The sequence below is a fragment of the Streptomyces sp. NPDC000348 genome (genome assembly GCF_042898795.1).
Taxonomy (GTDB): domain Bacteria; phylum Actinomycetota; class Actinomycetes; order Streptomycetales; family Streptomycetaceae; genus Streptomyces.
This window is the reverse complement of the sequence record NZ_JBIAZD010000002.1, coordinates 89,618-115,810: the sequence shown is the minus strand read 5'-3', so window position 1 is coordinate 115,810 and position 26,193 is coordinate 89,618. Positions and strand designations below refer to the sequence as shown.

Genomic DNA, 26,193 nt, shown 5'->3' with positions numbered 1-26,193 from the left:
CGCACGGCTACGAGAGGGCCCGACCCGCTCGCTCCGGCGGGGGTTCGGAGGCGTTCCCCGAGGACCGCAGCATCCTCGCGATCACCGCCTCGATGTCCGGCTCCCGCACCGACAGGTCCACCAGCGGGTAGCGGGCCGCGACCCGCGCCACCAGCTCGGCCGCCGACGCCGACGCCGGGAACGCCAGCCACTGCCGCGGCCCCTCCACCCGCACCACCCGCGCGGGCGCGGGCGCCTCGATCGGCGGAAGTTCCCGCTCCAGGTCCACCACCAGCGTCCGTTCGCTCTCCCCCACCTCGTGCAGCCCGGCGAGCGGGCCGTCGTACACCAGCCGGCCGTGGTCGATGACCATCACCCGCGAGCACAACTGTTCGATGTCCTGCAGGTCGTGCGTGGTCAGCAGCACCGTCGTGGCCCGTTCGGCGTTCAACTGCCGCAGGAAGTCCCGGACCTTGGCCTTGGAGACGACGTCCAGACCGATCGTCGGCTCGTCGAGGTACAGCACCTCCGGGTCGTGCAGCAGCGCCGCCGCGATGTCCCCGCGCATCCGCTGGCCGAGCGACAGCTGGCGCACCGGCACGTCCAGCAGCTCGCCCAGGCCGAGGAGTTCGGTCAGCCGCTCCAGGTTCTCGCGGTACCGCGCGTCCGGGATGCGGTACATGCGGTGCACCAGCCGGTACGAGTCGATCAGCGGCAGGTCCCACCACAGCGTCGTACGCTGCCCGAACACCACCCCCATGCGGTGCGCCAGCCGCGTCCGCGCGCGGGACGGGTCGATCCCGGCGACCCGCAGCCGGCCGCCGCTCGGCGTGAGGATCCCGGTCAGCATCTTGATCGTCGTCGACTTCCCGGCGCCGTTCGGGCCGATGTAGCCGACCATCTCGCCCCGCGCCACCGTGAACGAGATCGAGTCGACCGCCCGCACCCGATGCCGCTCCCGCTTCAGGAAACCGGTCCTCCGGCGCACGTCGAAGACCTTCTCCACGCCGCTGACCTCGATGAAAGCGTCCATCGCCCGCTAACTCCCCGTACTCCGGTACGACCTGAGACCCGCCCGCCACGCCAGCCCCGCCGGCACCCAGCACACCACCGCCACCAGCGGCGACGCGAACGCCGCCCACCCCGGCAGCCCGACCGGGTACGGCCGCTCCAGCACGTACGCGGCGGGCACCCAGTTGACGAAGGCGAGCGGCAGCACGAACGTCACCCCCCGCACCAGGTCCTTCCCGAACACGCCCGGCGGATACTGCAGCAGCGTGTTCCCGCCGTACGTGAACGCGTTCTGCACCTCCGCCGCGTCCTGCGCGAAGATCTGGAACGCCGCGCCCGCCACGAACACCGCCGAGAAGATCGCCGCGCCGCTGACCACCGTCACCGGCACCAGCAGCACCTTCGGCGCGCTCCAGTCGACGTCGACCGAGGCCAGCGCCCAGCCCAGCACCACCGCGCCCTGGGTGATCCGGCCCAGCCGGCGCACCGCGAAACGGTCCGCGCCGACCTGCGCCAGCACCGGCGCCGGACGCACCAGCAGGACGTCGAACGAGCCGTCCCGCATCCGCCCGCCCAGCACGTCCATCGAGCCGAGCACCAGGTCGGCGATCCCGAACGCCGTCGCCGACAGCCCGTACAGCAGGGCGATCTCCGGCAGCGACCAGCCGCCCAACGAGTCGACCTGCGAGAACATCAGCAGGATCCCCACGAAGTCCAGCCCGGTCATCATCAGGTTCCCGGCCACCGTGAAGACGAAGGACGCGCGGTAGGTCATGCCGGACCGCACCCACATCCCGGCGATCAGCCAGTAGGCCCGCACCCCCTCCACCAGCACACCGCGCTCAGCCACCCTGCACCACCACCCGCCGCGTCGCCACCGACTGCAGCAGCCGCCCCGCCGCCAGCAGCGCCACCGCCCACGCCGCCTGGAACGCGAACGCCCCCAGCGGATCCGTCTCCCCCATCAGCACGTCCGCCGGCACCTGGAGCTGCGCCGCCCACGGCAACACCCGCACGACGTCACCGAGCCCGGCCGGGAAGGCGTTCAGCGGCAGCACCATGCCCGAGAAGAACACCCCCGTGATCACCAGCACCTGGCCGACGCCCCTGCCGTCCATCAGCCAGAACACGCTCAGCGCCGCCAGGTAGCGGATCGCGAAACTCACCACCGTCGCCAGCAGCAGCGTGACCGCGAAGGCCAGCCACGGCGCGACCTCCGCGGGCAGCGCCATCGGGAAGAACAGCGAACCGAACGCGAACGGCACCACCCCCCGCCCCAGCAGCTGGAACGCCGCCCGCCCCACGTCACCCGCCAGCCACCACAGCTGCAGATCCACCGGCCGGTACAGGTCGACGGCGATCTCACCGGTACGGATGCGTTCCATCAGGTCCTTCTCCGCGCCCCCGCCCTGGATCGCCAGCGTCGCGTAGAGGCACTGCCCCAGCCACACGTACGTGACCGCCTGCGCCTGGTCGTACCCGCCGAGACCCGGCCGCTCCTCCCACAGCGCCAGATACGTGTACACGAGGATCAGCCCGAACACCGTGTTGGTGAACAGCCCGGCCGCCGTCGCCAGCCGGTACGACGCGTACCGCCGGAAACCCCCCACCGCGACGGCCAGGTACAACCGCGCCGAGCCCACGCCCCGCCCTCCTCCCGCATCCGGCACCGAAGCGCAGGAGCCTAGTGCGCCCGCCACATCCCCGGCCACGCATTTTCGTTGGGGCCATGTGTGTGACACGCCGCGTGCGCGCGCCACGCGCGGCGTCGGCGGGAGCGCGCCACCGGATGGGACAGTCTTGAATAAGAGGCACACACCACGACGCAGTGGAACGAACCAGGCGAAGCAGGAGTCCGTGCACGACATGAGCGACGAGCCGCAGCCGCAGCCGCAGCAGCCCGGGAAGGGCCGGGCACCGGGAAAGCCGCAGGCGGCCGCCGCCCCGAAGAGACCCGAACGCACCGGCCGGCGCCGACTGCTCCCCACCTGGCGGATGGCCCTCGGCGGTCTCCTCATCACCGCCCTGCTCGTCGTCGGCGGCTTCTTCCTCGGCTACCACCTCGTGAAGATCCCCGCCGCCAACGCCCTCGCCACCCAGCAGGCCAACGTCTACCTCTACGCCGACGGCTCCGTCATCGCCCGCGACGGCGAGGTCAACCGGGAGAACGTCGCCCTCTCCCAGATCTCCGAGGAGGCCCGGTACGCCGTCCTGGCCGCCGAGGACCGCGACTTCTACACCGAGTCCGCCGTCGACCCCCAGGCCATGGTCCGCGCCGCCTGGAACACCGCCACCGGCAAGGGCAAACAGTCCGGCTCCACCATCACCCAGCAGTACGTGAAGAACTACTACCTCCGCCAGGAGCAGACCGTCACCCGCAAGGTGAAGGAGTTCTTCATCGCCATCAAGCTCGACCGCGAACAGACCAAGGACCAGATCCTCGAGGGCTACCTCAACACCAGCTTCTTCGGCCGCGGCGCCTACGGAATCCAGGCCGCCGCCCACGCCTACTACGGCATCGACGCCTCCGCACTCGACGCCGGCCGCGCCGCCTACCTCGCCGCCCTCGTCAACGCCCCCAGCCAGTACGACGTCATCACCCACCCCGAGAACCGCGACACCGTCGAACGCCGCTGGAACTACGTCCTCGACGGCATGGTCGACGAGGGCTGGCTCAGCGCCTCCGAACGCGCCGGCCTGACGTTCCCCGTGCCCCGGCGGACCACCCTCTCCACCAGCCTGTCCGGGCAGCGCGGCTACATCGTGAACATCGTCAAGAACCACCTGGTCCAGCACGGCATCGTCGACGAGGCCGCCCTCGGCACCGGCGGCTACCGCATCACCACCACCCTGCACAAGGACAAGCAGGACGCCTTCGTCGACGCCGTCAACGACAAGCTCATGGACCGGCTCGACCGGGAGAACCGCGAGGTCGACACCTACGTCCGCGCCGGCGGCGCCTCCATCGACGTCAAGACCGGCAAGGTCGTCGCCATGTACAACGGCATCGACTACGTCAAGCAGTACACCCCCAACGCCACCCGCCGGGACTTCCAGGTCGGCTCCAGCTTCAAACCGTTCGTCTTCACCGCCGCCGTCGAGAACGGCGCCCGCACCCAGGACGGCCGCCCCATCACCCCCAACACCGTCTACGACGGCACCAGCGAACGCCCCGTCCAGGGCTGGCCGGGCGACCGCTACGCCCCCGAGAACGAGGACCACCGCGACTACGGCGACATCACCGTCCGCGAGGCCACCGACAAGTCCGTCAACGCCGTGTACGCGCAGATGGCCACCGACGTCGGCCCCGACGAGGTCCGCCGGACCGCCATCGACCTCGGCCTGTCCGAGGACACCCCCAGCCTCGACGACGCCGGCCCCTCCATCGCCCTCGGCGTCGCCACCGCCAGCGTCCTCGACATGACCGAGGCGTACGCCACCCTCGCCAACCACGGCAAGCACAACACCCCCACCATGGTCGAGAAGATCACCCGGAACGGGCGGACCGTCGACCTCCCCGAACGCCACACCCGTCAGGCCGTCAGCCGCCAGGCCGCCGACACCACCACCTCCGTCCTGCGCGGCGTCGTCGAGAGCGGCACCGCCACCGCCGCCCAGACCGCCGGCCGCCCCGCCGCCGGCAAGACCGGCACCGCCGAGGAGGACACCGCCGCCTGGTTCGCCGGCTACACCCCCGACCTCGCCACCGTCGTCGCCGTCATGGGCCAAGACCCCGTCACCGCCGGCCACAAACCCCTCTACGGCGCCATGGGCCTGCCCCGCGTCAACGGCGGCGGCGCCCCCGCCGAGATCTGGGGCCAGTACACCCGCGAAGCCCTCGAGGACGTACCGGTCTCGGCCTTCAGCCTCCGCCTCCAGCCCGGCGCCTGGAAGACCCAGCCGCCCCCCGGCGACGCCGGCACCGGGCCGTCCTCGACCGGCGACCCGGGCTACGAGAACGGCGACGGCGGCGACAGCCGGACACCGGGCGAGGCGGAGACGGACGACGGGTCCACCGGCCAGGACGAGGTGGAACCGCCCCAGGAGCAGACCGGAGACGGCACCACCGGCGGCACCGCCGAGAACGGCAGCGGCACGACCGACGGCGAAGCGACCACCGGCGACACCGGCGACGGCGACGCCAACGGGGACGACGGGACCGGCGACCCCGGCCCGGGCGGCCTCACCGGCACACTCACCCAGAACGGCCGCGGGGACTAGGACCCGCCCGCCACTCAGTGACCGGACGTCGCCTTCAGCCCCACCACGGCCACCAGCAGCAGACAGATGAAGAAGATCCGCGCGGCCGTCACCGGCTCACCCAGCACCAGCATGCCCAGCACCGCCGCCCCCGCCGCACCGATCCCCACCCACACGCCGTACGCCGTACCGATCGGCAGCGTACGGGCGGCGTACGACAGCAGCAGCATGCTCGCCACGATGCCCGCCCCGGTCAGCACACTGGGCACCAGCCGGGTGAAACCATCGGTGTACTTCATCCCCACCGACCAGCCGACCTCCAGCAGACCGGCGACGACGAGCAGAACCCAGGCCATGACGGGCACCTCCGGGACACGAACGGAAACGGGGGTGCGTCGTCTTTGCCTTCACCCCGGTACGGCGCGTCTCGTCGGGGCCCTCACGGGCCCCCCACCCTAACCCCACCACGGGAAAAGGGCTGGTGACCACGGTCACCAGCCCCATCCCACCATCGAACTACAGGTACAGACCGGTCGAATCCTCGGAACCCTCGAAACGGTCCGCGGCCACGGCGTGCAGATCACGCTCCCGCATCAGCACGTACGCCGTCCCCCGCACCTCGACCTCCGCCCGGTCCTCCGGATCGAACAGCACCCGGTCACCCGGCTCCACGGTCCGGACGTTCTGCCCCACCGCGACCACCTCGGCCCAGGCCAGCCGACGGCCCACCGCCGCCGTCGCGGGAATCAGGATGCCGCCCCCCGAACGCCGCTCGCCCTCACTCGTGTCCTGCCGCACGAGTACGCGATCGTGCAGCATCCGGATGGGCAGCTTGTCGTCCTGGGAACCCTGCTCGTGTCTCTTGGTGCTCACGTCCTGAAACCTACCTGCATCCGCCCCGAACGCACGCGGCCGGGGTCATCGCCGACGCCGACGGGTCCCCAGGGCCAGCAGCCCCACGACCCCCACCACCAGCACCGCCACCGGAACCACCCGCTCCAGCCGGGGCGCGCCCTCCTCGTCCACGAACTGCGCCCTGACGTCGCTCACCACGCCGTTGACCCGGACGTACGCCCGCCCCAGCGTGTGATCCACGTTCGAGACGACCCGGGCCCTGGCGTCCCCCACGATCGTCCTCGGGTGCACCCGCACGCCGATCTCGTCCAGGGTCTCGGCCAGCACCGCACGACGGCGCCTGATGTCCGCCTCGATCTGCGCCGGGGTTCTGGTGTCCGCCGTGTCCGCCACCGTGTCGCCTCCGAAATCCGCTGATACCTGTGCCGGACAGTCTGTCAGCTCCTCGCCGCCGCGCACCGTCAGGACCCCCGGTTACCCTCGATCCCGGCAGCCGATCCACGCAGCGCGCACGTACGAGGAGACCAGCCCGATGAGCGACCGCCTCCAGCCCGGGGACGAGGCCCCCGCCTTCACCCTGCCCGACGCCGACGGCAACGAGGTGTCCCTGGCCGACCACAAGGGCCGCAAGGTCATCGTCTACTTCTACCCGGCGGCCCTCACCCCCGGCTGCACCAAGCAGGCCTGCGACTTCACCGACAACCTGGAGCTGCTGGCCGGCGCGGGCTACGACGTCATCGGCGTCTCCCCCGACAAGCCGGAGAAGCTCGCCAGGTTCCGCGAGGCGGAGTCCCTGAAGGTCACCCTGCTCGCCGACCCCGACAAGACGGTCCTCGACGCGTACGGCGCCTACGGCGAGAAGAAGAACTACGGCAAGACCTACATGGGCGTCATCCGCTCCACGATCGTCGTCGACGAGGAGGGCAAGGTCGAACGCGCCCTCTACAACGTCCGGGCGACCGGCCACGTGGCCAAGATCATCAAGGACCTGGGCGTCTGACCCGACCGCACCCGCGGAGCGGCCCGTACCGGATCACCGGTACGGGCCGCTCCGTTTTCCGTACGTGACCGTCCGATATCCGGTTCGTCACTCCGTACGAGGCCGCGAACGGGTGGCCGGGAAACGGAGGGGCGCATGACTGCTCAGCAAACGGCTGGCCCGTACAGCAAGGAACGGCTCGCGTCGGTCATTGCCGAAGCCCGCAATTGGACAGACCTGATGCGACGGCTCGGCCTCAGCACAAGCGGGGGGGGCAGCGACGCGTGCTTCAAGAGAAAGTCGCCGCACAGGGCTTGGACACGAGCCACTTCGTGAAACGCAGCCCGTGGCGCAAGTACCCGGACGCCGACATCGCCAAGGCCGCTGCATCGTCATCGTCGCTACGCGAAGTGGCCCTGAAGCCGGGGGCGACCCCTGCCACCGGAACCCTGTCCCACATCCGACGCCGGATCGACGCGGCAGCGCCCGTCGCTCACCGGGTGCTGGTTGTCCTACCCGGCCATGCGGGACGAACCAACAGAACTCAACTCCACCGCGCCCTGACCGAACTCGGAGTGGCGTACGCGTGTGAGAGTTGCGGCAACACCGGGGAATGGCTGGGGCAGCCGATGACTTTGCAGATCGACCATGTCAACGGAGACTGGCGCGACAACCGCCGGGAGAACCTGCGGTACTTGTGCCCCAACTGCCACACGCTGACAGAGACGTGGTGTCGCCAGAAGAAGAGGGCAACCCTCGCAGGGTCACCCGTTCCCCCGTACACTGAACGTCGCCGGTCAGGCGCGATGACCGTTTTTGAGCGGCCGTGATGGAATGTGGCAGTCATGCTGGGTTTAGGTCCCAGTGGGTTAACACCCGTGTGGGTTCGAGTCCCACCGGCCGCACCGCGTGAAGGGGCCGCCCGTTCGGGTGGCCCCTCAGCGTTGCTCAGCCCAGCAGCTCCCGCACCACCGGTACCAGCGCCCGGAACGCCTTGCCGCGGTGGCTGATGGCGTTCTTCTCGGCCGGGGTCAGTTCCGCGCAGGTGCGTGTGTCGCCCTCCGGCTGGAGGATCGGGTCGTAGCCGAAGCCGTTCGTGCCGGCGGGAACGTGACGGAGGGTGCCCATCAGGTGGCCCTCGACCACGCGCTCCGTGCCGTCGGGGAGGGCCAGTGCCGCCGCGCAGGCGAAGTAGGCGCCCCGGTGTTCGTCAGCGATGTCCGAGAGCTGGGCGAGGAGCAGGTCGAGGTTGGCCTTGTCGTCGCCGTGGGTGCCGGACCAGCGGGCGGAGAAGATGCCGGGGGCGCCGTTCAGGACGTCGACGCAGAGGCCGGAGTCGTCGGCGACGGCGGGGAGGCCGGTGGCCCGGGCGAGGGCGTGGGCCTTGAGCAGCGCGTTCTCGGCGAAGGTGACGCCGGTTTCCTTGACGTCGGGGATGTCGGGGTAGGCGTCGGCGCCGACGAGGTCGTGGGGCAGGCCCTCGTCGGCGAGGATCGAGCGCAGTTCGGTGATCTTTCCGGCGTTGCGGGTGGCGAGGATCAGGCGGGTCATGGGGTCCAGTATCGCGGGCCCCGCCGGCCGCCGGTCACGGCGTGCAGACCTTGGTGAGTTCGCCGGCGGCGTCGGTGACCGGGCTGATGTCGGGGGTCTCGTCGCCGTTCCGGAGGGAGGTGCGGACGTTTTCGACGGCCTTCTCGAGGTCGTCGACGGCCTTGCCGACGTCGGCGTTGTCGGTCTTGTCGCCGATGTCGGTGAGGTTCTTGTCTATGGACGCGAGGGATTCCTCGAGCTGGGTGACGTCGTCGCCGGCGTTCTCGACGGCCTGCTGCATGTCGGTGACGCTGTCGGCGATGGCGTCGGCGGTCTGGACGCAGTCCAGTGCCTTGTCGACGGCGGCGCAGCCGGTGGTGAGTCCGGCGGTCAGCGCGACGGCCGCCAGGGTGGCGGTGACGGCTGCGGTGCGGCGTCGGCGGCTCGCGGCCATGGAACGGTCCCTCCCCTTGTCGGGCCGGTGGGCGGCCCTGGTCGTTGGCCGGGCGCCCGGGGTTGAGCCGTGCGCCCGTACTCCTTCAGACGCGGTGGTGGCCGGCGCGGTTGCCCGCGTCGGCCATCTGTCTTGGTGTGTCTTTTACCTTTCGAGGACGGTGTCGAGTGCGGCGCGCTGGGCGGCGGCGAGTTCGGTGCAGCCGGTGACGGCGAGGTCGAGGAGGGCGTTGAGTTCGTCGCGGGCGAAGGGTTCGGCCTCGGCGGTGCCCTGGACCTCGACGAAGCGGCCGTCGCCGGTGCAGACGACGTTCATGTCGGTGTCGGCCTTGACGTCCTCCTCGTAGCGGAGGTCGAGCAGGGGTACGCCGTCGACGATGCCCACGGAGACGGCGCTGACGGTGCCGGTGAGGGGTTTGCGGCCGGCCTTGACGAGTTTTCTGCCCTGGGCCCAGGCGACGGCGTCGGCGAGGGCGACGTAGGAGCCGGTGATGGCGGCGGTGCGGGTGCCGCCGTCGGCCTGGAGGACGTCGCAGTCGAGGACGATGGTGTTCTCGCCGAGGGCCTTGTAGTCGATGACGGCGCGCAGGGAGCGGCCGATGAGGCGGCTGATCTCGTGGGTGCGGCCGCCGATGCGGCCGCGGACGGACTCGCGGTCGCCGCGGGTGTTGGTGGCGCGGGGGAGCATCGCGTACTCGGCGGTGACCCAGCCCTCGCCGCTGCCCTTGCGCCAGCGGGGGACGCCTTCGGTGACGGAGGCGGTGCAGAGGACCTTGGTGTCGCCGAAGGAGACGAGGACGGAGCCTTCGGCGTGCTTGCTCCAGCCGCGTTCGATGGTGACCGGGCGGAGTTGTTCGGGGGTGCGGCCGTCGATTCGAGACATGGCGCTGAGCCTAGCCGTATGCGGGAGGGGCCCCTTCCGCGGAGGCGGAAGGGGCCCCGAAGGGGTGGCCGTGGCTCACATCATGTCTTCGATCTCGGCCGCGATGGGGTCGGCGTCGGTGCCGATGACGACCTGGATGGCGCTGCCCATCTTGACGACGCCGTGGGCGCCGGCGGCCTTGAGGGCGGTTTCGTCGACCTTGGCGGGGTCCACGACTTCGGTGCGGAGGCGGGTGATGCAGCCTTCGACCTCTTCGATGTTGTCGATGCCGCCGAGCCCGGCAACGATCTTCTCAGCCTTGGTGGCCATGTTCGTTCTCCCTGATCCGAACCGCTTTGTCGCAGTAACCCACAGTTGGCCCATCTTTGCGAGCGGCCCTGTCGTGGGTGCCGAATGATGGCGTCACGACAGCGGGACCGTCCTGCCTCACTGGTCTACACCACCGGGTGGACTGCCGCCAAACCCGCCGTCATTGCTTTCAGACTGCTCTCCAGGGAGAGGGACCGGATGAGTGCCGAGAGTGCCGCCGGCGCCGGGAGTACGGTCTCTCCCGCGCGTGAACGCTGGAATCGTCTGTTCCAGGGTCTGCAGAAGATGGGGCGGAGTCTGCAGTTGCCGATCGCGGTGCTGCCGGCGGCGGGCATCCTGAACCGGCTGGGGCAGCCGGATGTGTTCGGGGACGAGGGTCTGGGCTGGACGAACGTCTCCAAGGTGATGACGGGCGCGGGTGGCGCGCTGCTGGACGGTTCGCTGGGGTTGCCGCTGCTGTTCTGTGTGGGTGTGGCCATCGGGATGGCGAAGAAGGCGGACGGTTCGACGGCGTTGGCGGCGGTGGCGGGGTTCCTCGTCTACTACAACGTGCTGCGTCAGTTCCCGGAGGACTGTCCCGAGGGGTCGAGGGCGGTGCCGATGGTGGGCTGCCGGGTGACCGACGGGACGGTGACGGCGTTCACGTATCAGAATCCGGGGGTGTTCGGGGGCATCGTCATCGGGCTGACGGCGGCGTACTTCTGGCAGCGGTTCCACCGCACGAGGCTGGTGGACTGGCTGGGGTTCTTCAACGGCCGCCGTCTGGTGCCGATCATCATGGCGTTCGCGGCGATCGTGTTCGCGGCGCTGTGCCTGTGGGTGTGGCCGCCGGTGGGTGACGCGCTGGAGGGTTTCAGTGACTGGATGAGCGGTCTGGGCGCGTGGGGCGCGGGGGTGTTCGGGATCGCGAACCGGGCGCTGCTGGTGGTGGGGCTGCACCAGTTCCTGAACGTGCCCGTCTGGTTCCAGTTCGGCACGTACACGAAGCCGGACGGCACGGTGGTGCACGGTGACATCAACATGTTCCTGGCGGGTGATCCGGACGCGGGGCAGTTCCTCTCCGGGTTCTTCCCGATCATGATGTTCGCGCTGCCGGCGGCGGCGCTGGCGATCACGCACTGCGCGCGGCCGGGCCGGCGCAAGGAGGTCGGCGGGCTGATGCTGTCGGTGGCGCTGACGTCGTTCGTCACGGGGATCACGGAGCCGATCGAGTACTCGTTCCTGTTCGTCGCGCCGTTGCTGTACGCGGTGCACGCGGTGCTGACGGGTGTGTCGATGGCGGTGACGTGGGGGCTGGGGGTGCGTGACGGGTTCAGTTTCTCGGCGGGGCTGATCGACTACGTCATCAACTGGAACCTGGCGACCCGGCCGTGGGCGATCGTTCCGATCGGGCTGTGCTTCGCGGTGGCGTACTACGCGGTCTTCCGGTTCGCGATCACGAGGTTCGATCTGAGGACTCCGGGGCGGGAGCCGGAGGAGGAGGTCGAGGACGTGGCGAAGGCGTGATCTCGTAGGCTGGAGGCGGCTGTTCGAGCCCTCGGACTTTGCGGTCCGGGGGCTTTTCGGTGTGCCCGTCGGCGGGGACCGGTCCAGGGGCCCGGGCGGAGTCCGGTCCAGGGGCCCGGGCGGAGTCCGGTCCAGGGGCCCGATCCAGGTGGCCGGTCCAGGGGTCCGGTCCAGGGGTCCGGTCCAGGGGTCCGGGCGGGCACGGTGGGTAGCCCGGCGGTAGCAGGAATCGCGGGTTCCTTATGCGGCCTTCATCGTGCTACAACAGGTCTACACCACCGAGTGGTGTAGACCATGCGCGCGGGCTTCCCGCCGCGCGTTCGGGACGCCGCCGTCCTCATGTGTCCCCTGGCGGCGCCTTGCCCACTGGAGGAAGACGATGACCACGGCGAGCACGGCAACCGCCGACAAGAAGAAGGGCGCCGGCGCGATGGCCGTCCTGCAGCGCATCGGCCGCAGCCTCATGCTGCCGGTCGCGGTGCTGCCCGCGGCGGCGCTGCTGGTGCGTCTCGGCAACTCGGACATGCTGGGGCGCGACTCGTTCCCCGCCTTCGTCACCAGGATCGCCGGCTTCATGGCGGCCGGCGGCAACGCGATCCTCGACAACATGGCGCTGCTGTTCGCCGTGGGCATCGCGATCGGCTTCGCGAAGAAGTCGGACGGTTCGACCGCTCTCGCGGCGGTCGTCGGTTACCTGGTCTTCAAGAACGTCCTGGCCACCTTCACCGACGAGAATCTTCCCCAGGTGGCCACGGCCGTCGACGGCAAGGTCGTGATGGTGGACGCACCGGTGGACGCCAAGGTCCTCGGCGGCGTGGTGATGGGCATCGTGGTGGCGCTGCTCTACCAGCGCTTCCACCGCACGAAACTCCCGGACTGGGCCGGTTTCTTCGGCGGCCGCCGCCTGGTGCCGATCCTGTCGGCCTTCGCCGGTCTGGTGATCGGCATCGTCTTCGGCTACATCTGGCCGGTCCTCGGCACGGGACTGCACAACTTCGGTGAGTGGCTGGTCGGTTCCGGCGCCGCCGGCGCGGGCATCTTCGGTGTCGCCAACCGCGCCCTGATCCCGATCGGTATGCACCACCTGCTGAACTCCTTCCCCTGGTTCCAGGCGGGCGAGTACGAGGGCAAGAGCGGTGACATCGCCCGCTTCCTGGCCGGTGACCCGAGCGCCGGCCAGTTCATGACCGGCTTCTTCCCGATCATGATGTTCGCGCTGCCCGCCGCCTGCCTGGCCATCGTGCACTGTGCCCGTCCCGAGCGCCGCAAGGTCGTCGGCGGCATGATGTTCTCCCTGGCGCTGACCTCGTTCGTCACCGGTGTGACCGAGCCGATCGAGTTCACCTTCATGTTCATCGCGCCGGTCCTGTACGCGATCCACGCGGTCCTCACCGGTGTCTCGATGGCGCTGACCTGGGCGCTCGGGATGAAGGACGGCTTCGGCTTCTCGGCCGGCGCGGTCGACTTCTTCCTGAACCTGGGCATCGCGACCAACCCGTGGGGCCTGGCCCTGGTCGGCCTCTGCTTCGCGGCGGTCTACTACGCGGTCTTCCGCTTCGCGATCACCAGGTTCAACCTGCCGACGCCGGGCCGCGAGTCCGACGAGGAGCTGGCGGAGCTGCAGAAGGCCGAGGCCAAGTAGCCTCCACGGCCACGGACCGAGCCCCCCGGAGCGCCACCGCTCCGGGGGGCTCGGTCCGTACGCGTCAGACCTCGTACGTCGCCCCGGGCGCCGCCAGCCCCACCGGGCCGCCGTACGCCGTGCGGGCGTCGGTGAGGTTGACCTGGGGGTCGGTCCACGGGGGGATGTGGGTGAGGATCAGGCGGCGGGCGCCCGCGCGGGCCGCCGTCTCACCCGCCTCGCGGCCGTTGAGGTGCAGGTCGGGGATGTTCTCCTTGCCGTGCGTGAAGGCGGCCTCGCACAGGAAGAGGTCGGCGTCGCGGGCGAGGTCGTCGAGCGCGGGGCTCACGCCCGTGTCGCCGGAGTAGGTCAGTGTCCTCCCGCCGTGTTCGATGCGGATGCCGTACGCCTCGACCGGGTGCGCGACGCGCTCGGTGTGGACGAGGAACGGGCCGATCTCGAAGGTGGACGGCTTGACCGTGTGGAAGTCGAAGACCTCGCTCATGGAGGAGGCCGAGGGGGTGTCGGCGTAGGCGGTGGTGAGCCGGTGCTCGGTGCCCTCGGGTCCGTAGACCGGCAGCGGGGCGCAGCGGCCGCCGTCGTGCCGGTAGTAGCGCGCCACGAAGTAGGCGCACATGTCGATGCAGTGGTCGGCGTGCAGGTGGCTGAGGAAGATCGCGTCGAGGTCGTAGAGACCGCAGTGGCGCTGCAGCTCGCCCAGGGCGCCGTTGCCCATGTCGAGGAGCAGCCGGAAGCCGTCGGCCTCGACGAGGTAGCTCGAGCAGGCCGATTCCGCGGACGGGAACGACCCCGAGCAGCCGACGACGGTGAGCTTCATGAAGCAGAAACCTCCGCTGGCGGGTGTGGAGAGACGGGGGTCGTGCGGTTTGTCGAGCGTAAGGCGCGAAACCTGTGGTCGCTCCTCCGCCAGGGTTCGTTGTGGGCGAACTCACCTGTGCTGTCACCGGTTCGGCTGGAAGCGGCGCGTGCCGGGGCCGGAAGGGGCGCGCGGTGGCGGCTCGCGCCGGTACGGTCGGGGCATGGACACGGCCTGGTGGCTCGCGATCGCCGCGGTGGTACTGCTCGCGTTGGTCACCACGCTCGTCGACGGGTGGGGGCGGGGACACCGTTCGCAGCGGTCCCGGCGGCGCGGCGGTGACGGCCCCGGGAACACGTGAGGGGCCGGAGACGCTCGTCTCCGGCCCCTCGTCGTGCGTGTGGCGACTACGCCCAGAGCTGGCCCTGGAGCGTCTCGATGGCCTCTTCCGTCGTCGCGGCGGTGTAGACGCCGGTCGACAGGTACTTCCAGCCGCCGTCGGCGACGACGAAGACGACGTCGGCGCTCTCGCCGGCCTTGAGGGCCTTGTTCGCGACGCCGATCGCCGCGTGCAGGGCGGCACCGGTGGAGACGCCGGCGAAGATGCCCTCCTGCTGGAGGAGTTCGCGGGTGCGGGTGACGGCGTCGGCGGAGCCGACGGAGAAGCGGGTGGTCAGCACGGAGGCGTCGTACAGCTCGGGGACGAAGCCCTCGTCGAGGTTGCGCAGGCCGTAGACGAGGTCGTCGTAGCGCGGTTCGGCGGCGACGATCCTGACGTCGGGCTTGTGCTCGCGCAGGTAGCGGCCGACGCCCATGAGGGTGCCGGTGGTGCCGAGGCCGGCCACGAAGTGGGTGATGGACGGCAGGTCGGCGAGGATCTCGGGGCCGGTCGTCGCGTAGTGGGCGCCGGCGTTGTCCGGGTTGCCGTACTGGTAGAGCATCACCCAGTCGGGGTGCTCGGCGGAGAGTTCCTTGGCGACGCGCACGGCGGTGTTGGAGCCGCCGGCGGCCGGGGAGGAGATGATCTCCGCGCCCCACATGCCGAGCAGGTCACGGCGTTCCTGCGAGGTGTTCTCGGGCATCACGCAGACCATGCGGTAGCCCTTGAGCTTGGCGGCCATGGCGAGGGAGATGCCGGTGTTGCCGCTGGTGGGCTCGAGGATGGTGCAGCCCGGGGTGAGGCGGCCGTCCTTCTCCGCCTGTTCGATCATGAACAGGGCGGGGCGGTCCTTGACCGAGCCGGTGGGGTTGCGGTCCTCCAGCTTCGCCCAGATCCGGACGTCGGCGGACGGCGAGAGCCGCGGCAGGCGCACCAGGGGGGTGTTGCCCACCGCGGCCAGCGGGGAGTCGTAGCGCATCGCCGATCAGGCCATACCGCCGGCCACGGCCGGCAGGATCGTGACGTTGTCTCCGTCGGACAGCTTGGTGTTGATGCCGTCCAGGAAGCGGACGTCCTCGTCGTTGAGGTAGACGTTGACGAAGCGGCGCAGCTGCTCGCCGTCCACGATGCGGGCGTGGATGCCGGCGTGCCGGGTCTCGAGGTCGGTGAAGAGCTCGGCGAGGGTGTCCCCGGTGCCTTCCACCGCCTTCTGGCCGTCGGTGTACTGGCGGAGGATGGTCGGGATGCGGACCTCGATGGCCATGGCTGAGGGCTCCTGTCGGAAGTGTCTGTCGTGGGTTCGAGAGGGCGCGCGGCGGCACGCGGCAGTTCGCCGCGGCTCACGGCCTACGGCGGCAGCGGAGGATCTAACAGATGGCGCTGTTCAGCCTGCACAGGTCGACGTGCAGCCGCGCCACGAGCAGTGCGCCCGGCGCTTTTTCGCTCACGTCGTGGAGAACCATGGGGTCATCGTATCGATTCCCGGACCGGTCCCCGGAGTGTGATCTCATGCTTCGGACACCTTTCTTCCGCGATACGGGACGGGGGTCTGATCGCGGGGTCAGTAGGCCTCGACGACCTGGACCTCCTCCTCGGTGACCTCGCCCTCCAGGATGCGGAAGGAGCGGAACTGGAACTCGCCGGCGCCGTCGGTGTCGGCGGTGGAGACCAGGACGTAGTGGGCGCCGGGCTCGTTGGCGTAGGAGATGTCGGTGCGGGAGGGGTAGGCCTCGGTGGCGGTGTGGGAGTGGTAGACGATCACCGGCTCCTCGTCGTTGTCGTCCATCTCGCGGTACAGCTTCAGCAGGTCCTGGGAGTCGAACTCGTAGAAGGTGGGCGAGCGGGCGGCGTTCAGCATGGGGATGAAGCGCTCGGGGCGGCCGGCGCCCACCGGGCCCGCCACCACGCCGCACGCCTCGTCGGGGTGGTCCTCGCGCGCGTGGGCGACGATCTGGTCGTACAGGGCCTGGGTGATGGTCAGCATGTGGGTCAGGATAAGCAGACGGGCCGTTCCGTACCGAGGGGTGGTACGGAACGGCCCGTATGCCGGACGCCTGGGGCTCGGGGCGCAGGGGTGCCACGAGTACCCCTGCGGCCCGGCGGCCCGGGTGGGGGTCAGCCCACCTTCTCGAACCGGCCCTCGTCGCGTCGGGTGACCTGCGGGTTGCGGCTCTTGAGGACCGCCCAGCCGATGCCGAGGGCGACGGCCCAGCCGGCCATCACGTACAGGCAGATCCTGGAGTCCGCGTCGTAGGCGATGAGGCCGGTGACGAAGAGCAGGAACGCGATGGCGACGTAGGAGCAGACCGAGCCGCCGGGCGCCGGGAAGGACGAGGCGGGCAGCCGGCCCGCGACGACCTGGCGGCGGTAGAGGACGTGGCTGATCAGGATCATCAGCCAGGTCCAGATGCCGGCCGCGGTGGCGACGGAGGTGACGTAGCCGAAGGCCTTCTCCGGGACGGTGTAGTTCAGGACGACGCCGATGCCCATGAAGACCACGGAGGTGGCGATGCCGAGCGCCGGGGTCTTGGTGGACGACAGCCGCTTGAAGACCTGCGGGGCCTCGCCGTTGTCGGCGAGGTTGCGCAGCATGCGGCCGGTGGAGTACATGCCGGAGTTGCAGGAGGACAGGGCGGCGGTCAGCACGACGAAGTTGACGATGCCGGCGCCGGCCGGGATGCCGATGACCGCGAACGCCTTCACGAAGGGGCTGACCCCCTCGGAGAACTCGGTCCACTTCACCACGCACAGGATGACGGTGAGCGCGCCGACGTAGAAGAGGGCGATGCGCCAGGGCAGGGTGTTGATCGCCTTGGGCAGGGTCTTCTCGGGGTTCTCGGACTCGCCGGCCGTGACGCCGACGAGCTCGACGGCGAGGTAGGCGAACATGACGCCCTGGAGGGTCATCAGGGACGAGCCGATGCCCTTGGGGAAGAAGCCGTCGAAGGCCCAGAGGTTGGAGACGGCGGCGGTGTCACCGGCCTGGCTGAAGCCGAGGGTGAGCACGCCGAGGCCGATCACGATCATGCCGATGATGGCGGTGACCTTGACCATGGAGAACCAGAACTCGATCTCGCCGAACAGCTTCACCGAGATCAGGTTGGCGCCGAACAGGATGACCAGGAAGACCAGGGCCGACGTCCACTGCGGGATCGCCGGGAACCAGTAGTTGATGTAGATGGCGGCGGCGGTCAGCTCGGCCATGCCGGTGACCACCCACATCAGCCAGTAGGTCCAGCCGGTGAAGTAGCCGAAGAACGGGCCGAGGAACTCGCGCGAGTACTCGGCGAACGAGCCCGAGACGGGACGGTAGAGCAGGAGCTCGCCGAGGGCCCGCATGATGAAGAAGATGATGACGCCGGCGAGGGCGTACATGACGATCAGGCTGGGCCCGGCCTTGGCGATGTTCGCCCCGGCTCCCAGGAAGAGCCCGACGCCGATGGCGCCGCCGATCGCGATCATCTGGACCTGGCGGCTGCCCAGGCCGCGTTCGTACCCCTCTTCGGGTGCGGACTCCGTGTCGACCTGCGGTGAGGCCATGTGTGGTGCGCCTTTCTCCATGCCGACCCGGGCCGCTGTCGGCCTCGGATCGGGTCTCGATCCCCCCGGACTGATGGAGCTGGGCGGGCTCTGGGAGTCCGCCCGTGCCTGGCCGGCGGTCGCCGGCTCGGTGGCGCACCCGACGGAACATACGGGTGGTGTTCGCCGGGCGGTCGTGAAGATTTATCACGGCCGCCATACTGATCACACGGGCGGTCTGTGGCGCGCTCCACAGAAAGAAGCGGACAAAAGGCACCTGAAGAGCCCATAAGCCACAGGCTCTTTGACGTTATCGTTATCCGGATTTGAGCGTCCTCTGAGCGAACACGTCAGCGGACTTTTCCGGACATTCGACGTCGACCTACGGCATGGGAGTCACGGCGCGGCAGTCATGGCGGGGGCTCGGGGCAGGGGGTCACGGCATGAGCGTCGAGACGAGGGTCTCCTGGAGTCCGCCGAGCCACAGGTACGCCATCACCATCGGCTTGCGCGGGTCCTCGGCGGGGAGGCGGAAGAGGAGGTCGCTGTCGTCCTCGTCGCTGATCTCCAGGCGGGAGCCGATCGCCAGGCGCAGGTCGTTGAGGGCGCCGAGCCACCGGCGGGACTCGTCCGGCGACAGCTCCAGCACCGCGCCGCCCTCCCCGGCCGGGGTGAGCGCATCCAGCGAGCGGATCACCGCGAGGGCGTTGTCGCGCTTGCCGGCCCGCAGGTCGTTCTCGGTGTAGCGGCGGAACTCCGCGGAGTACGCCCGCTGCTGCTCCGCCTCCTCGGCCCGCGGGGTGCCCTCGGGGTCGCCGTAGGCGTCCGGGAAGAGGCGGCGCAGCACGGGGTCGGAGGGGGGTTCGCTCGGCCCCTCGGCGAAGAGCCCGGCGAACGGGTCGCCGGGGGCCTCCTCGGCGGGTCCGGGACCGATGAGCTCCATCAACTGCACGGCCAGCGACCGGATGATGGAGATCTCGACGTCGTCGAGGGCGACGGCCGCGCCGCCGCCGGGGAGCGGTTCGAAGGTTCCTGGCATGGCGGCGATTCGCTGCTTCCGGTCCTGCGGGCGGGGTCGGGTCATGTCCGGATCGGTCACTTCCGGTCGTGCTGGAGGGTGGCCCACAGCCCGTAGCCGTGCATGGCCTGGACGTCGCGTTCCATCTCCTCACGGGTACCGCTGGAGACGACCGCCCGGCCCTTGTGGTGGACGTCGAGCATGAGCTTGGTGGCCTTGTCCTTGCTGTAGCCGAAGTACGACTGGAAGACGTACGTCACGTAGCTCATGAGGTTGACCGGGTCGTTGTGGACGATGGTGACCCACGGGACGTCGGGTTCGGGTACGGCGAAGACCTCCTCCGCCGACTCGGTGCGTTCGATCTCCAGGGGTGCGGGTGACGTCACAGTGCCCATGCTGCCACCGCAGGGGGGTGGTCGCACAAACCGGCCCGCTGTTCCGGTGGCCGGACCTAAATCGTCAAACTGACGAAATGGGGGTAGCATCCCTGCCATGCTGCACACACCGGGGGACGACCCCCGGACCCCCGGCCGACACGGGGGACCCGGCGAGTCACGGCTAGGAGAGCTTTGATGGGCACAGCGGACCTTGGGCTGCCGGTGGATGTTCCGTCGACGGCGCTCTTCACCGACCAGTACGAGCTGACGATGCTGCGGGCCGCGCTGAAGGCCGGCACCGCCGGGCGGCGCAGCGTGTTCGAGGTCTTCACCCGGCGCCTGCCCGACGGCCGCCGCTACGGCGTGGTGGCCGGCACCGGGCGGGTGCTGGACGCGGTGGAGAACTTCCGCTTCGACCCGGGCGTCCTGCGGTTCCTGCGCGAGAAGGACATCGTCGACGAGGAGACCCTGGACTGGCTGGCCGGCTACCGCTTCTCCGGTGACATCTGGGGCTACCCCGAGGGAGAGGTGTACTTCCCGGGCTCGCCGATCATGCGGGTGGAGGGCAGCTTCGCGGAGTGCGTGCTGCTGGAGACGGTGATCCTGTCGATCCTCAACCACGACTCGGCGATCGCCGCCGCGGCCTCCCGGATGTCGTCCGCCGCCGGCGGTCGGCCGCTGATCGAGATGGGCGCCCGGCGCACCCACGAGCTGGCCGCGGTGGCCGCCTCCCGGGCCGCGTACGTCGGCGGCTTCGCCTCCACCTCCGACCTGGCGGCCGGCTTCCGCTACAACATCCCCACCGTGGGCACCTCCGCCCACGCCTTCACCCTGCTCCACGACAGCGAGCGGGACGCCTTCCGGGCCCAGGTGGACTCCCTCGGCGGCGGTACGACGCTGCTGGTGGACACCTACGACGTGGCCGAGGCCGTCCGTACGGCCGTGGGGATCGCGGGGCCGGAGCTGGGCGCCGTGCGGATCGACTCCGGGGACCTGCTGCTGGTGGCGCACCGGGTGCGGCAGCAGCTCGACGAGCTGGGCGCCACCGGTACGAAGATCATCGTGACCTCGGACCTGGACGAGTACGCCATCGCCTCGCTGGCGGCGGCGCCCGTGGACGCGTACGGGGTGGGCACCCAGCTGGTGACCGGCTCCGGGCATCCGACGGCCTCCATGGTGTACAAGCTGGTCGCCCGCGCGGAGTCCGCCGACCCGAAGGCGCCGCTGGTGCCGGTGGCGAAGAAGTCCTCCGGCGGCAAGACCTCCGTCGGCGGCCGCAAGTGGGCCGCGCGGCGGCTGGACGAGCACGGCGTCGCCGAGGCCGAGGTGATCGGCACCGGTGCGGTGCCGGACGGGCTGGCCGGCCGGCAGCTCCTCGTGCCGCTGGTCGAGGGCGGCGAGGTGATCGCCCGTGAGCCGCTGGACGTGGTCCGCGACCGGCACGCGGCGGCCCGCGCGAGCCTGCCGCTGTCCGCCACCCAGCTCTCCCGGGGGGAACCCGTCCTCCCGACGGAGTACGCGCACGGGCCGTCGGGTATCTGAAAGCGTGGCCCTCGTACGCGGCGGGCTCCGCGTACGCGGTGTGCTCCTCGTACGCGGGCGGGGGCTCCCGGTGCGCGGGCGGGGGCTTCCCCCCGCCCTGCCGTGCCCCTGTCCGCGCCGCCCGTCATTCAATAGGCTCGGAGGTTCACCCGGCCGGGCCCGCCCCCATCCGACCCCATAGCCGAAGGACACCGACCATGCGCCGCGCACTGATCGTCGTTGACGTGCAGAACGACTTCTGCGAGGGGGGCAGCCTCGCCGTGGCCGGCGGTGCGGACGTGGCTGCCGCCATCACCGAGCTGATCGGGCAGGCCCCCGCCGGTTACCGGCACGTGGTGGCCACCCGGGACCACCACATCGCGCCCGGCGGGCACTTCGCCGACAACCCCGACTACGTGCGGTCCTGGCCCGCGCACTGTGTCGCCGGGACGGAGGGGGTCGGATTCCACCCGAACTTCGCCCCCGCGGTGGCTTCGGGCGCGATCGACGCCGTGTTCGACAAGGGGGCGTACGCGGCGGCCTACAGCGGGTTCGAGGGGGCCGACGAGAACGGGACGCCGCTGGCGGAGTGGCTGCGGGAGCGGGGGGTCGACGAGGTGGACGTGGTGGGGATCGCCACGGATCACTGTGTGCGGGCGACCGCGCTGGACGCGGCGAAGGCGGGGTTCCGTACGCACGTGCTGCTCGACCTCACGGCCGGGGTGGCGGCGGAGACCACTGAGCGGGCGCTGGAGGAGATGCGCGGGGCGGGTGTGGAGCTGTCGGGCAAGCCGGTCGTGCAGTGAGCCCTGTGGGGGGCGGGCCGGGGGATGTTCAGCTCGCGGCGCTGGGCCGGTGCCTCCCCCCAGAGGGGGTACCCCCAGCGCCCACCCTCCCCCACTCTCGACTCCTCCCCCACTCTCGACTTCGCTCGAGCGGGGGGACCCCCATGAGCGGGGGGACCCCCAGCGCCCTGCGGTGCGACTGCCCGCAGCTGCGCGGCTAGGCGGGGGTGGGCGGGGGTTTGAGCAGGGCTTTTATGGGGTGCCAGAGTTCCAGGGTCAGGGTGTCGGCCGTGCGCCATATGAGGCCGTCGGGGTGGTGGAGGACCGCCGTGATCTCGTCGGGGGTCGGCGGGGCGGCGTTGCCCCGCAGGTAGATCGCCCGCAGGCCCAGGTTGCGCAGCCTGGTCAGGGCTCGTGCGCGGTTCTGGGCGTGGACGAGGACGCGGACCCCGGCCGGCGCGTCGGCGGCGGGGCTGGGCAGGTTCAGCGCCACTACCACCGTGCCGTTCGGCAGCTTGCAGAAACCTCCTGCGGCCATGCGGTCATACCCCCGTGTCCACTGGTGTCAATAAGAGAACCACAGGAGGCACCTAAACACGGATCGGCGGTGACCCGCCAGGGGGTCACCGCCGATCACGCTCTGACCTGCGAAGATGCTATTTACCTGCCCGCGGGGCCGACCTCGAGCTCGATCGTCGAGCCGTTCTTGGCCTCCTTGAGGATCTTGATCTTCGTGTTGGTGTCAGTGACCTTGACACCGGCTCTCGGGTTCGACTCGTCGTAGTAGGTGTTCGTGCGGTCGTTGAAGACCGACACGCCCTTCGACGACGGGATCCACGTCGCCACGTCCCCCTTGTGCAGCGTCATGCCGTCGGTGCGGTAGAGGCTGAACGGCGAGTCGTAGGTCTGGATGCGGTTGCGCATCAGCGTGCCGTCGGACCACTTCAGCGCGGTCGGGTGGGAGTCGACCGGCAGGACCAGACCGGTGCCCGGGTGCTGGCTGGTGTTGTTGTCCGCCTGGGAGGTGTCCCACTTCCAGATCAGCAGGCCGTTCTGGTAGGCGTAGTGCTCCACCCAGTCCGGGCGGGACGTGAAGCCGAAGTTGTACGGGCCGACCGCGAGGGTCTTGTCGTACGACACGTACTGGCGGTTCTCGGCGATGTAGTACTGCGCGTAGTCCTTGGTGAAGGACGCGCCGACGCGGGAGAAGCCGGTCGCCGTCCAAGCGGCGTCCGCAGTCTCGGCGTTGTCGGAGAAGACCGGGGCGCCGTCCGCCGTCACCGTGATCGCGTCGGCCGTGAAGCCCTTGAGGGCCACTCCGCCGTCGGACTGGTAGCGGAAGCGCAGGTCGATCTTCTGGCCGGCGTAGGCGTCGAGGGAGTACGCGAACTTCTTGTAGCCGTCGAGCGTGCCGTGCAGGGCCGGCTTGTCGCTGCCGTCGCGCGGGATCGGCTGGCCGTCGACCGTGCCGTCGATGGCGGTCCAGTTGGCGCCGCCGTCGGTGGACACCTCGGTGTAGAGGTAGTCGTAGTTGGCCTCGATGTCGTACCAGCCGTCGAAGGTGAGGGCGGCGGACGACGTGCCGGTCAGGTCGACCGAACGGCTCAGCGTGTTCCTGAGGTTGTCACCGCTGCCGCTCCACCACTGGGTGCTGCCCTCGGCCGGCGGGACGAGCTCGGTGGTCACGGCCTTCTTCGGCAGCGTGACGACCAGCGCCTGCTTGTCCTTGGTGTTGTACTCGGCGACGCCCAGCTTGTGCCAGGAGTTGACGCCGGCCTTGGCGGTGTCGTAGTTCAGCCAGCCGAGCTGCAGCTTGTCCCAGGCGGTCATGTCGCCGGGCAGGTCGCCGATCTCGTTCTTGCCGGTGCCGAGCCAGGAACCGGAGGACATCAGCGTCCAGAAGCCGGTGGAGTTCTCGCCGCCGGCGGTGTCGTAGTGGTCCGGCAGACCGAGGTCGTGGCCGTACTCGTGGGCGTAGACGCCGAGTCCGCCGTTCTCCGGCTGGATGGTGTAGTCGCCGACCCAGATGCCGGTGGAGCCGATCTGCGCGCCGCCGAGCCTGTTCTGCTCGGGGCCGGTGGCGCCGGCGTCGGTGCCGAAGGCGTACCAGCGGTGGGCCCAGATCGCGTCCTCGCCCTGGGCGCCGCCGCCGGCGGACTCGTCCTCACCGGCGTGCACGATCTGGAAGTGGTCGATGTAGCCGTCGGGCTCGTTGAAGTCGCCGTCGCCGTCGAAGTCGTAGCGGTCCCACTCGTCGAACCGGGCCGCGTCCGCCTTGATCTGGGCGTCGGTGCGGCCGGCCGCCTTCTGCTGGGCGACCCAGGCGTCCAGGCCGTCGCTGACGACGTTCCACACGCTGGGGCAGTTGGTGTCGCCACAGGCGTTGTTGCCGTAACGGGCCTCGTTGTACGGGACCTTGACCCAGTCGGAGACCTCGCCCTCGACCGAGTAGCGGCCGGAGGACTGCTTCTCGTAGTAGGTCTTGACCGAGTCGACGCCCTTGCCGGACCCGAAGTACAGGTCCTCGAAGTGCTGCTGGTCGTAGTCCTCCTGCCAGGCCGTGGAGTTGTCCGTCGCACGGTCCGGCTCGGCTATCCGGTTGTGCAGCGGGCCGGCTTCGCCGCCGTAGCGGCTGTCGACCTTGTCGCCGAACTCGACCAGGATCGTGAAGATCTTGTCGGTCTTCTCGCGGCCGAGTTCTACGTACTTGCTGTCGCCCTTCTTGCTCTTGAGCTGGACGACCTTCGAACCCTCACGGTCCTTGACCGATGCCTTACCGGATATGACCTGGTTGAGGGCTTCCTCCCGCTGGGCCTCCTGCGTCTTGGTGAGCGGGCCCGCGAGGTCGTGCTCGACGTGGTTGTGCTCCGCCGGGTCGTGCCGGTCCACGGCGCCGGGACGGTCGGCCTTGTCAGCCGTGTCGGCCTGGGCCACGGTGAACGCAGAGCAGGTGGCGGTGACCGCCGCGAGGGCCACGCCCGTCGCGGCCGCTCTGAACGTCCAGGGTCTACTGATCACTTGAGATCCCCTCCCGCGTGCGTGCGCGCGGCCGAAGGAGGTTCCGTCTATGGAAGGTCCCGCACGCACGTGATCAACGCGTGTAGTCAAGTGACGACATTTGACTAGAGGTTCGCCAGAAAAAACAGCCCTTGACTTGGACAGATCAATTGCATTATGCGGAGTCGGCGTTCGCTCACCGGACACATCCGCGCGAAACCCCGCGGGCGCGCACGGCCGTCCACGTGAGGGACGCCATGAATCCGTGCGCCCCCTGTGCACCGGCCCTGTCGGTCAGGTCACGCTTACCGCCCGTTCCCCCAGGGCACGCTCGCGGTGAGAGTCGTCTGGCGGAACCGCCCCCAACCGGTGGAAAGCCAGGCGGACATCCCCCGACTCCCTAGGACACGATGGCCATGCCCCGTCCGACCGTCGCTCAGCTCGTCTGCGGTTCGTGCACCGTGATCTTCTCGACGTTCGCCATGCTGCTGTTGTCCGGAGCGAGTTCGGTCGTGGGCGTCGCGATCGTCGCCGTCTCGGCGCTCGCCCTCGGCCTGCTGGTGGCCACGGCGGTTCCGCTGCCCGGGCCCCGGCGGCCCGTCGCGGTGGGGCGCCCCGCCCCGGCGGCACGGCCCGCGGCCCCGGAGCCGGTACGGGCCACCGTCGCCCCTCCGGCCCGCGAGCCGGTGCGGGAGCGCGCGGCGTCCTGACCGGGCGACGCCCTCACCCGGCGACGACCACCACGGTCTTGGCCGCCTTGTCGTGCAGGCCCTGCTTGTAGGGCCGGTCGAAGAAGCTCCAGCCGCCCGCGACCACGGTCCACAGGCAGGCGCAGCAGAACGCGAACGGCAGCCACAGCACGAGGGCGCGGACCAGCGCGGTCTGCACGGAGGGGGTCGAGCCGTCGGCGAGGTCGGCCACCCGCATGCGCAGCCACTTCTTGCCCAGGGTCTGGCCGTTTCGGGCGATCATGAAGGTGTCGTAGGCGATGTAGAGGACCGCGGCGACGACGGACTGCGCGAAGGAGTTGCCGACGTTGATGTTACGGCCGTCGACGTCGTACTCACTGACGCCGAACGGCCAGGTGAGCAGCCAGACGACGATGCCGACGAGGATCATGTCGATGATGCGGGCGAGCGTGCGCCTGCCGCTGTCGGCGAGCGGGGGCATGCCGGCGAGGGGGCCGGGGGCGCCGCCGTGCGGACCTCCACCGCCGTAAGGGCCTCCACCGCCACCGCCGTAAGGGCCTCCACCGCCACCGCCGTAAGGGCCGCCACCACTAGGCCCGCCGCCGCCTTCGGGTGGCGGGGGCGGGCCGCCGGGGGTGTCGTACGGGGAGCCCGTCCCCGGGGTCTCGGGGCCGCCCGGCGGGGGGTGCTTCCTGAACGGGTCGTCGTCCGGCGGCTGCCGGCCGGAGCCGGGGGGCGGTTCGGTGCTCATGCCCCGAGTCGATC

At 70.2% G+C, this 26,193-nt stretch carries 30 protein-coding genes, 1 tRNA gene and 1 riboswitch; of the genes, 10 read left to right on the top strand and 21 right to left on the bottom strand.

The annotated features are described in order from the left end of the window. Positions 1-7: 7 nt before the first annotated feature. From ACFY3N_RS04405 to ACFY3N_RS04395, 3 genes are read right to left on the bottom strand one after another with little or no spacing between them, the layout of a single operon-like run. Positions 8-1,012 (bottom strand): ATP-binding cassette domain-containing protein, encoded by a 1,005-nt coding sequence (locus ACFY3N_RS04405; protein WP_390815129.1) that lies wholly within the window; start codon positions 1,010-1,012, stop codon positions 8-10. Positions 1,013-1,018: 6 nt separating this feature from the next. Next, positions 1,019-1,840: an ABC transporter permease gene (locus tag ACFY3N_RS04400; RefSeq protein WP_390815128.1), complete on the bottom strand. Its 822-nt coding sequence runs from the start codon at positions 1,838-1,840 to the stop codon at positions 1,019-1,021. Then, a complete protein-coding gene (locus ACFY3N_RS04395; protein WP_390815127.1) occupies positions 1,833-2,633 on the bottom strand; it encodes an ABC transporter permease in 801 nt (266 codons plus the stop codon). The genes ACFY3N_RS04400 and ACFY3N_RS04395 overlap by 8 nt, the downstream gene beginning before the upstream one ends. Before the next feature lie 223 nt (positions 2,634-2,856). On the opposite strand from ACFY3N_RS04395, the gene ACFY3N_RS04390 reads away from it, so the two are divergent. Further along, the gene (locus ACFY3N_RS04390; protein WP_390815126.1) at positions 2,857-5,211 is read left to right on the top strand and encodes a transglycosylase domain-containing protein; all 2,355 of its coding nucleotides are present in this window, start codon (positions 2,857-2,859) and stop codon (positions 5,209-5,211) included. 14 nt (positions 5,212-5,225) lie between these two features. Here the strand turns inward: ACFY3N_RS04390 and ACFY3N_RS04385 are convergent, their stop codons facing one another. From ACFY3N_RS04385 to ACFY3N_RS04375, 3 genes are all read right to left on the bottom strand, one after another. Beyond that, the gene (locus tag ACFY3N_RS04385) at positions 5,226-5,546 is read right to left on the bottom strand and encodes a DMT family transporter (RefSeq protein ID WP_390815125.1); all 321 of its coding nucleotides are present in this window, start codon (positions 5,544-5,546) and stop codon (positions 5,226-5,228) included. Between the two features lie 33 nt (positions 5,547-5,579). Next, a riboswitch (guanidine-III (ykkC-III) riboswitch) is annotated at positions 5,580-5,642 on the bottom strand. Positions 5,643-5,706: 64 nt separating this feature from the next. Beyond that, a complete protein-coding gene (locus ACFY3N_RS04380; protein WP_199293027.1) occupies positions 5,707-6,009 on the bottom strand; it encodes a co-chaperone GroES in 303 nt (100 codons plus the stop codon). Between the two features lie 99 nt (positions 6,010-6,108). Beyond that, a complete protein-coding gene (locus tag ACFY3N_RS04375) occupies positions 6,109-6,438 on the bottom strand; it encodes a DUF3618 domain-containing protein (RefSeq protein ID WP_390815124.1) in 330 nt (109 codons plus the stop codon). 139 nt (positions 6,439-6,577) lie between these two features. On the opposite strand from ACFY3N_RS04375, the gene bcp reads away from it, so the two are divergent. From bcp to ACFY3N_RS04360, 3 genes are all read left to right on the top strand, one after another. Then, positions 6,578-7,045, top strand: coding sequence for a thioredoxin-dependent thiol peroxidase (gene bcp / locus ACFY3N_RS04370; RefSeq protein WP_390815123.1), 468 nt, complete (start codon positions 6,578-6,580; stop codon positions 7,043-7,045). Positions 7,046-7,653: 608 nt separating this feature from the next. Further along, positions 7,654-7,854 (top strand): hypothetical protein, encoded by a 201-nt coding sequence (locus ACFY3N_RS04365; RefSeq protein WP_390815550.1) that lies wholly within the window; start codon positions 7,654-7,656, stop codon positions 7,852-7,854. Continuing rightward, positions 7,845-7,929 (top strand) — tRNA-Leu (locus ACFY3N_RS04360). Before ACFY3N_RS04365 ends, ACFY3N_RS04360 begins: the two co-directional genes overlap by 10 nt. Before the next feature lie 43 nt (positions 7,930-7,972). On the opposite strand, the gene rdgB is transcribed toward ACFY3N_RS04360, so the two are convergent. The 4 genes from rdgB to ACFY3N_RS04340 all read right to left on the bottom strand — a co-directional run bounded on the left by rdgB (position 7,973) and on the right by ACFY3N_RS04340 (position 10,199). Next, positions 7,973-8,575, bottom strand: coding sequence for an RdgB/HAM1 family non-canonical purine NTP pyrophosphatase (rdgB, locus tag ACFY3N_RS04355; protein ID WP_390815122.1), 603 nt, complete (start codon positions 8,573-8,575; stop codon positions 7,973-7,975). A 34-nt stretch (positions 8,576-8,609) separates the two neighbouring features. Further along, entirely contained in the window at positions 8,610-9,008 is a 399-nt protein-coding gene (locus ACFY3N_RS04350; protein WP_390815121.1) for a hypothetical protein, read from the bottom strand. Positions 9,009-9,152: 144 nt separating this feature from the next. Further along, on the bottom strand, positions 9,153-9,890 hold the full coding sequence (gene rph / locus ACFY3N_RS04345) for a ribonuclease PH (protein ID WP_390815120.1): 738 nt from the start codon (positions 9,888-9,890) through the stop codon (positions 9,153-9,155). Between the two features lie 75 nt (positions 9,891-9,965). After that, a complete protein-coding gene (locus ACFY3N_RS04340; RefSeq protein ID WP_010039992.1) occupies positions 9,966-10,199 on the bottom strand; it encodes a glucose PTS transporter subunit EIIB in 234 nt (77 codons plus the stop codon). A 198-nt stretch (positions 10,200-10,397) separates the two neighbouring features. On the opposite strand from ACFY3N_RS04340, the gene ACFY3N_RS04335 reads away from it, so the two are divergent. Both ACFY3N_RS04335 and ACFY3N_RS04330 read left to right on the top strand, forming a co-directional pair. Further along, positions 10,398-11,705 (top strand): PTS transporter subunit EIIC, encoded by a 1,308-nt coding sequence (locus ACFY3N_RS04335; RefSeq protein ID WP_390815119.1) that lies wholly within the window; start codon positions 10,398-10,400, stop codon positions 11,703-11,705. A 379-nt stretch (positions 11,706-12,084) separates the two neighbouring features. Further along, positions 12,085-13,347 carry a PTS transporter subunit EIIC gene (locus ACFY3N_RS04330; RefSeq protein ID WP_390815118.1) on the top strand — a complete coding sequence of 421 codons (1,263 nt, stop codon included), beginning with the start codon at positions 12,085-12,087 and terminating at the stop codon, positions 13,345-13,347. 64 nt (positions 13,348-13,411) lie between these two features. Here the strand turns inward: ACFY3N_RS04330 and ACFY3N_RS04325 are convergent, their stop codons facing one another. Then, entirely contained in the window at positions 13,412-14,164 is a 753-nt protein-coding gene (locus ACFY3N_RS04325) for an MBL fold metallo-hydrolase (RefSeq protein ID WP_390815117.1), read from the bottom strand. 202 nt (positions 14,165-14,366) lie between these two features. Here ACFY3N_RS04325 and ACFY3N_RS04320 point away from each other — a divergent pair, with 202 nt between their 5' ends. After that, a complete protein-coding gene (locus tag ACFY3N_RS04320; protein ID WP_390815116.1) occupies positions 14,367-14,504 on the top strand; it encodes a hypothetical protein in 138 nt (45 codons plus the stop codon). A 46-nt stretch (positions 14,505-14,550) separates the two neighbouring features. Here ACFY3N_RS04320 and ACFY3N_RS04315 read toward each other — a convergent pair whose 3' ends face one another. The 7 genes from ACFY3N_RS04315 to clpS form a co-directional block, all read right to left on the bottom strand. Then, positions 14,551-15,501, bottom strand: coding sequence for a PLP-dependent cysteine synthase family protein (locus ACFY3N_RS04315; RefSeq protein ID WP_390815115.1), 951 nt, complete (start codon positions 15,499-15,501; stop codon positions 14,551-14,553). Between the two features lie 6 nt (positions 15,502-15,507). Continuing rightward, on the bottom strand, positions 15,508-15,786 hold the full coding sequence (locus ACFY3N_RS04310; protein WP_390815114.1) for a MoaD/ThiS family protein: 279 nt from the start codon (positions 15,784-15,786) through the stop codon (positions 15,508-15,510). Between the two features lie 103 nt (positions 15,787-15,889). Further along, positions 15,890-15,985, bottom strand: coding sequence for a putative leader peptide (locus tag ACFY3N_RS04305; RefSeq protein WP_390815113.1), 96 nt, complete (start codon positions 15,983-15,985; stop codon positions 15,890-15,892). Between the two features lie 98 nt (positions 15,986-16,083). Beyond that, positions 16,084-16,506 carry a Mov34/MPN/PAD-1 family protein gene (locus tag ACFY3N_RS04300; RefSeq protein WP_390815112.1) on the bottom strand — a complete coding sequence of 141 codons (423 nt, stop codon included), beginning with the start codon at positions 16,504-16,506 and terminating at the stop codon, positions 16,084-16,086. Positions 16,507-16,637: 131 nt separating this feature from the next. Then, positions 16,638-18,062 (bottom strand): amino acid permease, encoded by a 1,425-nt coding sequence (locus ACFY3N_RS04295; RefSeq protein WP_390815111.1) that lies wholly within the window; start codon positions 18,060-18,062, stop codon positions 16,638-16,640. A gap of 415 nt (positions 18,063-18,477) precedes the next feature. Next, on the bottom strand, positions 18,478-19,080 hold the full coding sequence (locus ACFY3N_RS04290; RefSeq protein ID WP_390815110.1) for a DUF2017 domain-containing protein: 603 nt from the start codon (positions 19,078-19,080) through the stop codon (positions 18,478-18,480). Positions 19,081-19,136: 56 nt separating this feature from the next. Then, entirely contained in the window at positions 19,137-19,454 is a 318-nt protein-coding gene (clpS, locus tag ACFY3N_RS04285; RefSeq protein WP_390815109.1) for an ATP-dependent Clp protease adapter ClpS, read from the bottom strand. A gap of 177 nt (positions 19,455-19,631) precedes the next feature. On the opposite strand from clpS, the gene ACFY3N_RS04280 reads away from it, so the two are divergent. Both ACFY3N_RS04280 and ACFY3N_RS04275 read left to right on the top strand, forming a co-directional pair. Then, positions 19,632-20,978 carry a nicotinate phosphoribosyltransferase gene (locus tag ACFY3N_RS04280; RefSeq protein ID WP_390815108.1) on the top strand — a complete coding sequence of 449 codons (1,347 nt, stop codon included), beginning with the start codon at positions 19,632-19,634 and terminating at the stop codon, positions 20,976-20,978. 197 nt (positions 20,979-21,175) lie between these two features. Beyond that, positions 21,176-21,763 carry a nicotinamidase gene (locus tag ACFY3N_RS04275; RefSeq protein WP_390815107.1) on the top strand — a complete coding sequence of 196 codons (588 nt, stop codon included), beginning with the start codon at positions 21,176-21,178 and terminating at the stop codon, positions 21,761-21,763. Positions 21,764-21,959: 196 nt separating this feature from the next. Here ACFY3N_RS04275 and ACFY3N_RS04270 read toward each other — a convergent pair whose 3' ends face one another. After that, a complete protein-coding gene (locus ACFY3N_RS04270; RefSeq protein WP_390815106.1) occupies positions 21,960-22,280 on the bottom strand; it encodes a hypothetical protein in 321 nt (106 codons plus the stop codon). Between the two features lie 122 nt (positions 22,281-22,402). Then, entirely contained in the window at positions 22,403-24,760 is a 2,358-nt protein-coding gene (locus tag ACFY3N_RS04265) for an immune inhibitor A domain-containing protein (RefSeq protein ID WP_390815105.1), read from the bottom strand. 389 nt (positions 24,761-25,149) lie between these two features. Here ACFY3N_RS04265 and ACFY3N_RS04260 point away from each other — a divergent pair, with 389 nt between their 5' ends. Continuing rightward, positions 25,150-25,449 (top strand): hypothetical protein, encoded by a 300-nt coding sequence (locus ACFY3N_RS04260; RefSeq protein WP_390815104.1) that lies wholly within the window; start codon positions 25,150-25,152, stop codon positions 25,447-25,449. 13 nt (positions 25,450-25,462) lie between these two features. Here the strand turns inward: ACFY3N_RS04260 and ACFY3N_RS04255 are convergent, their stop codons facing one another. Further along, complete coding sequence (locus tag ACFY3N_RS04255; RefSeq protein ID WP_390815103.1) at positions 25,463-26,179, bottom strand: RDD family protein; 717 nt, start codon at positions 26,177-26,179, stop codon at positions 25,463-25,465. Positions 26,180-26,193 lie beyond the last annotated feature (14 nt).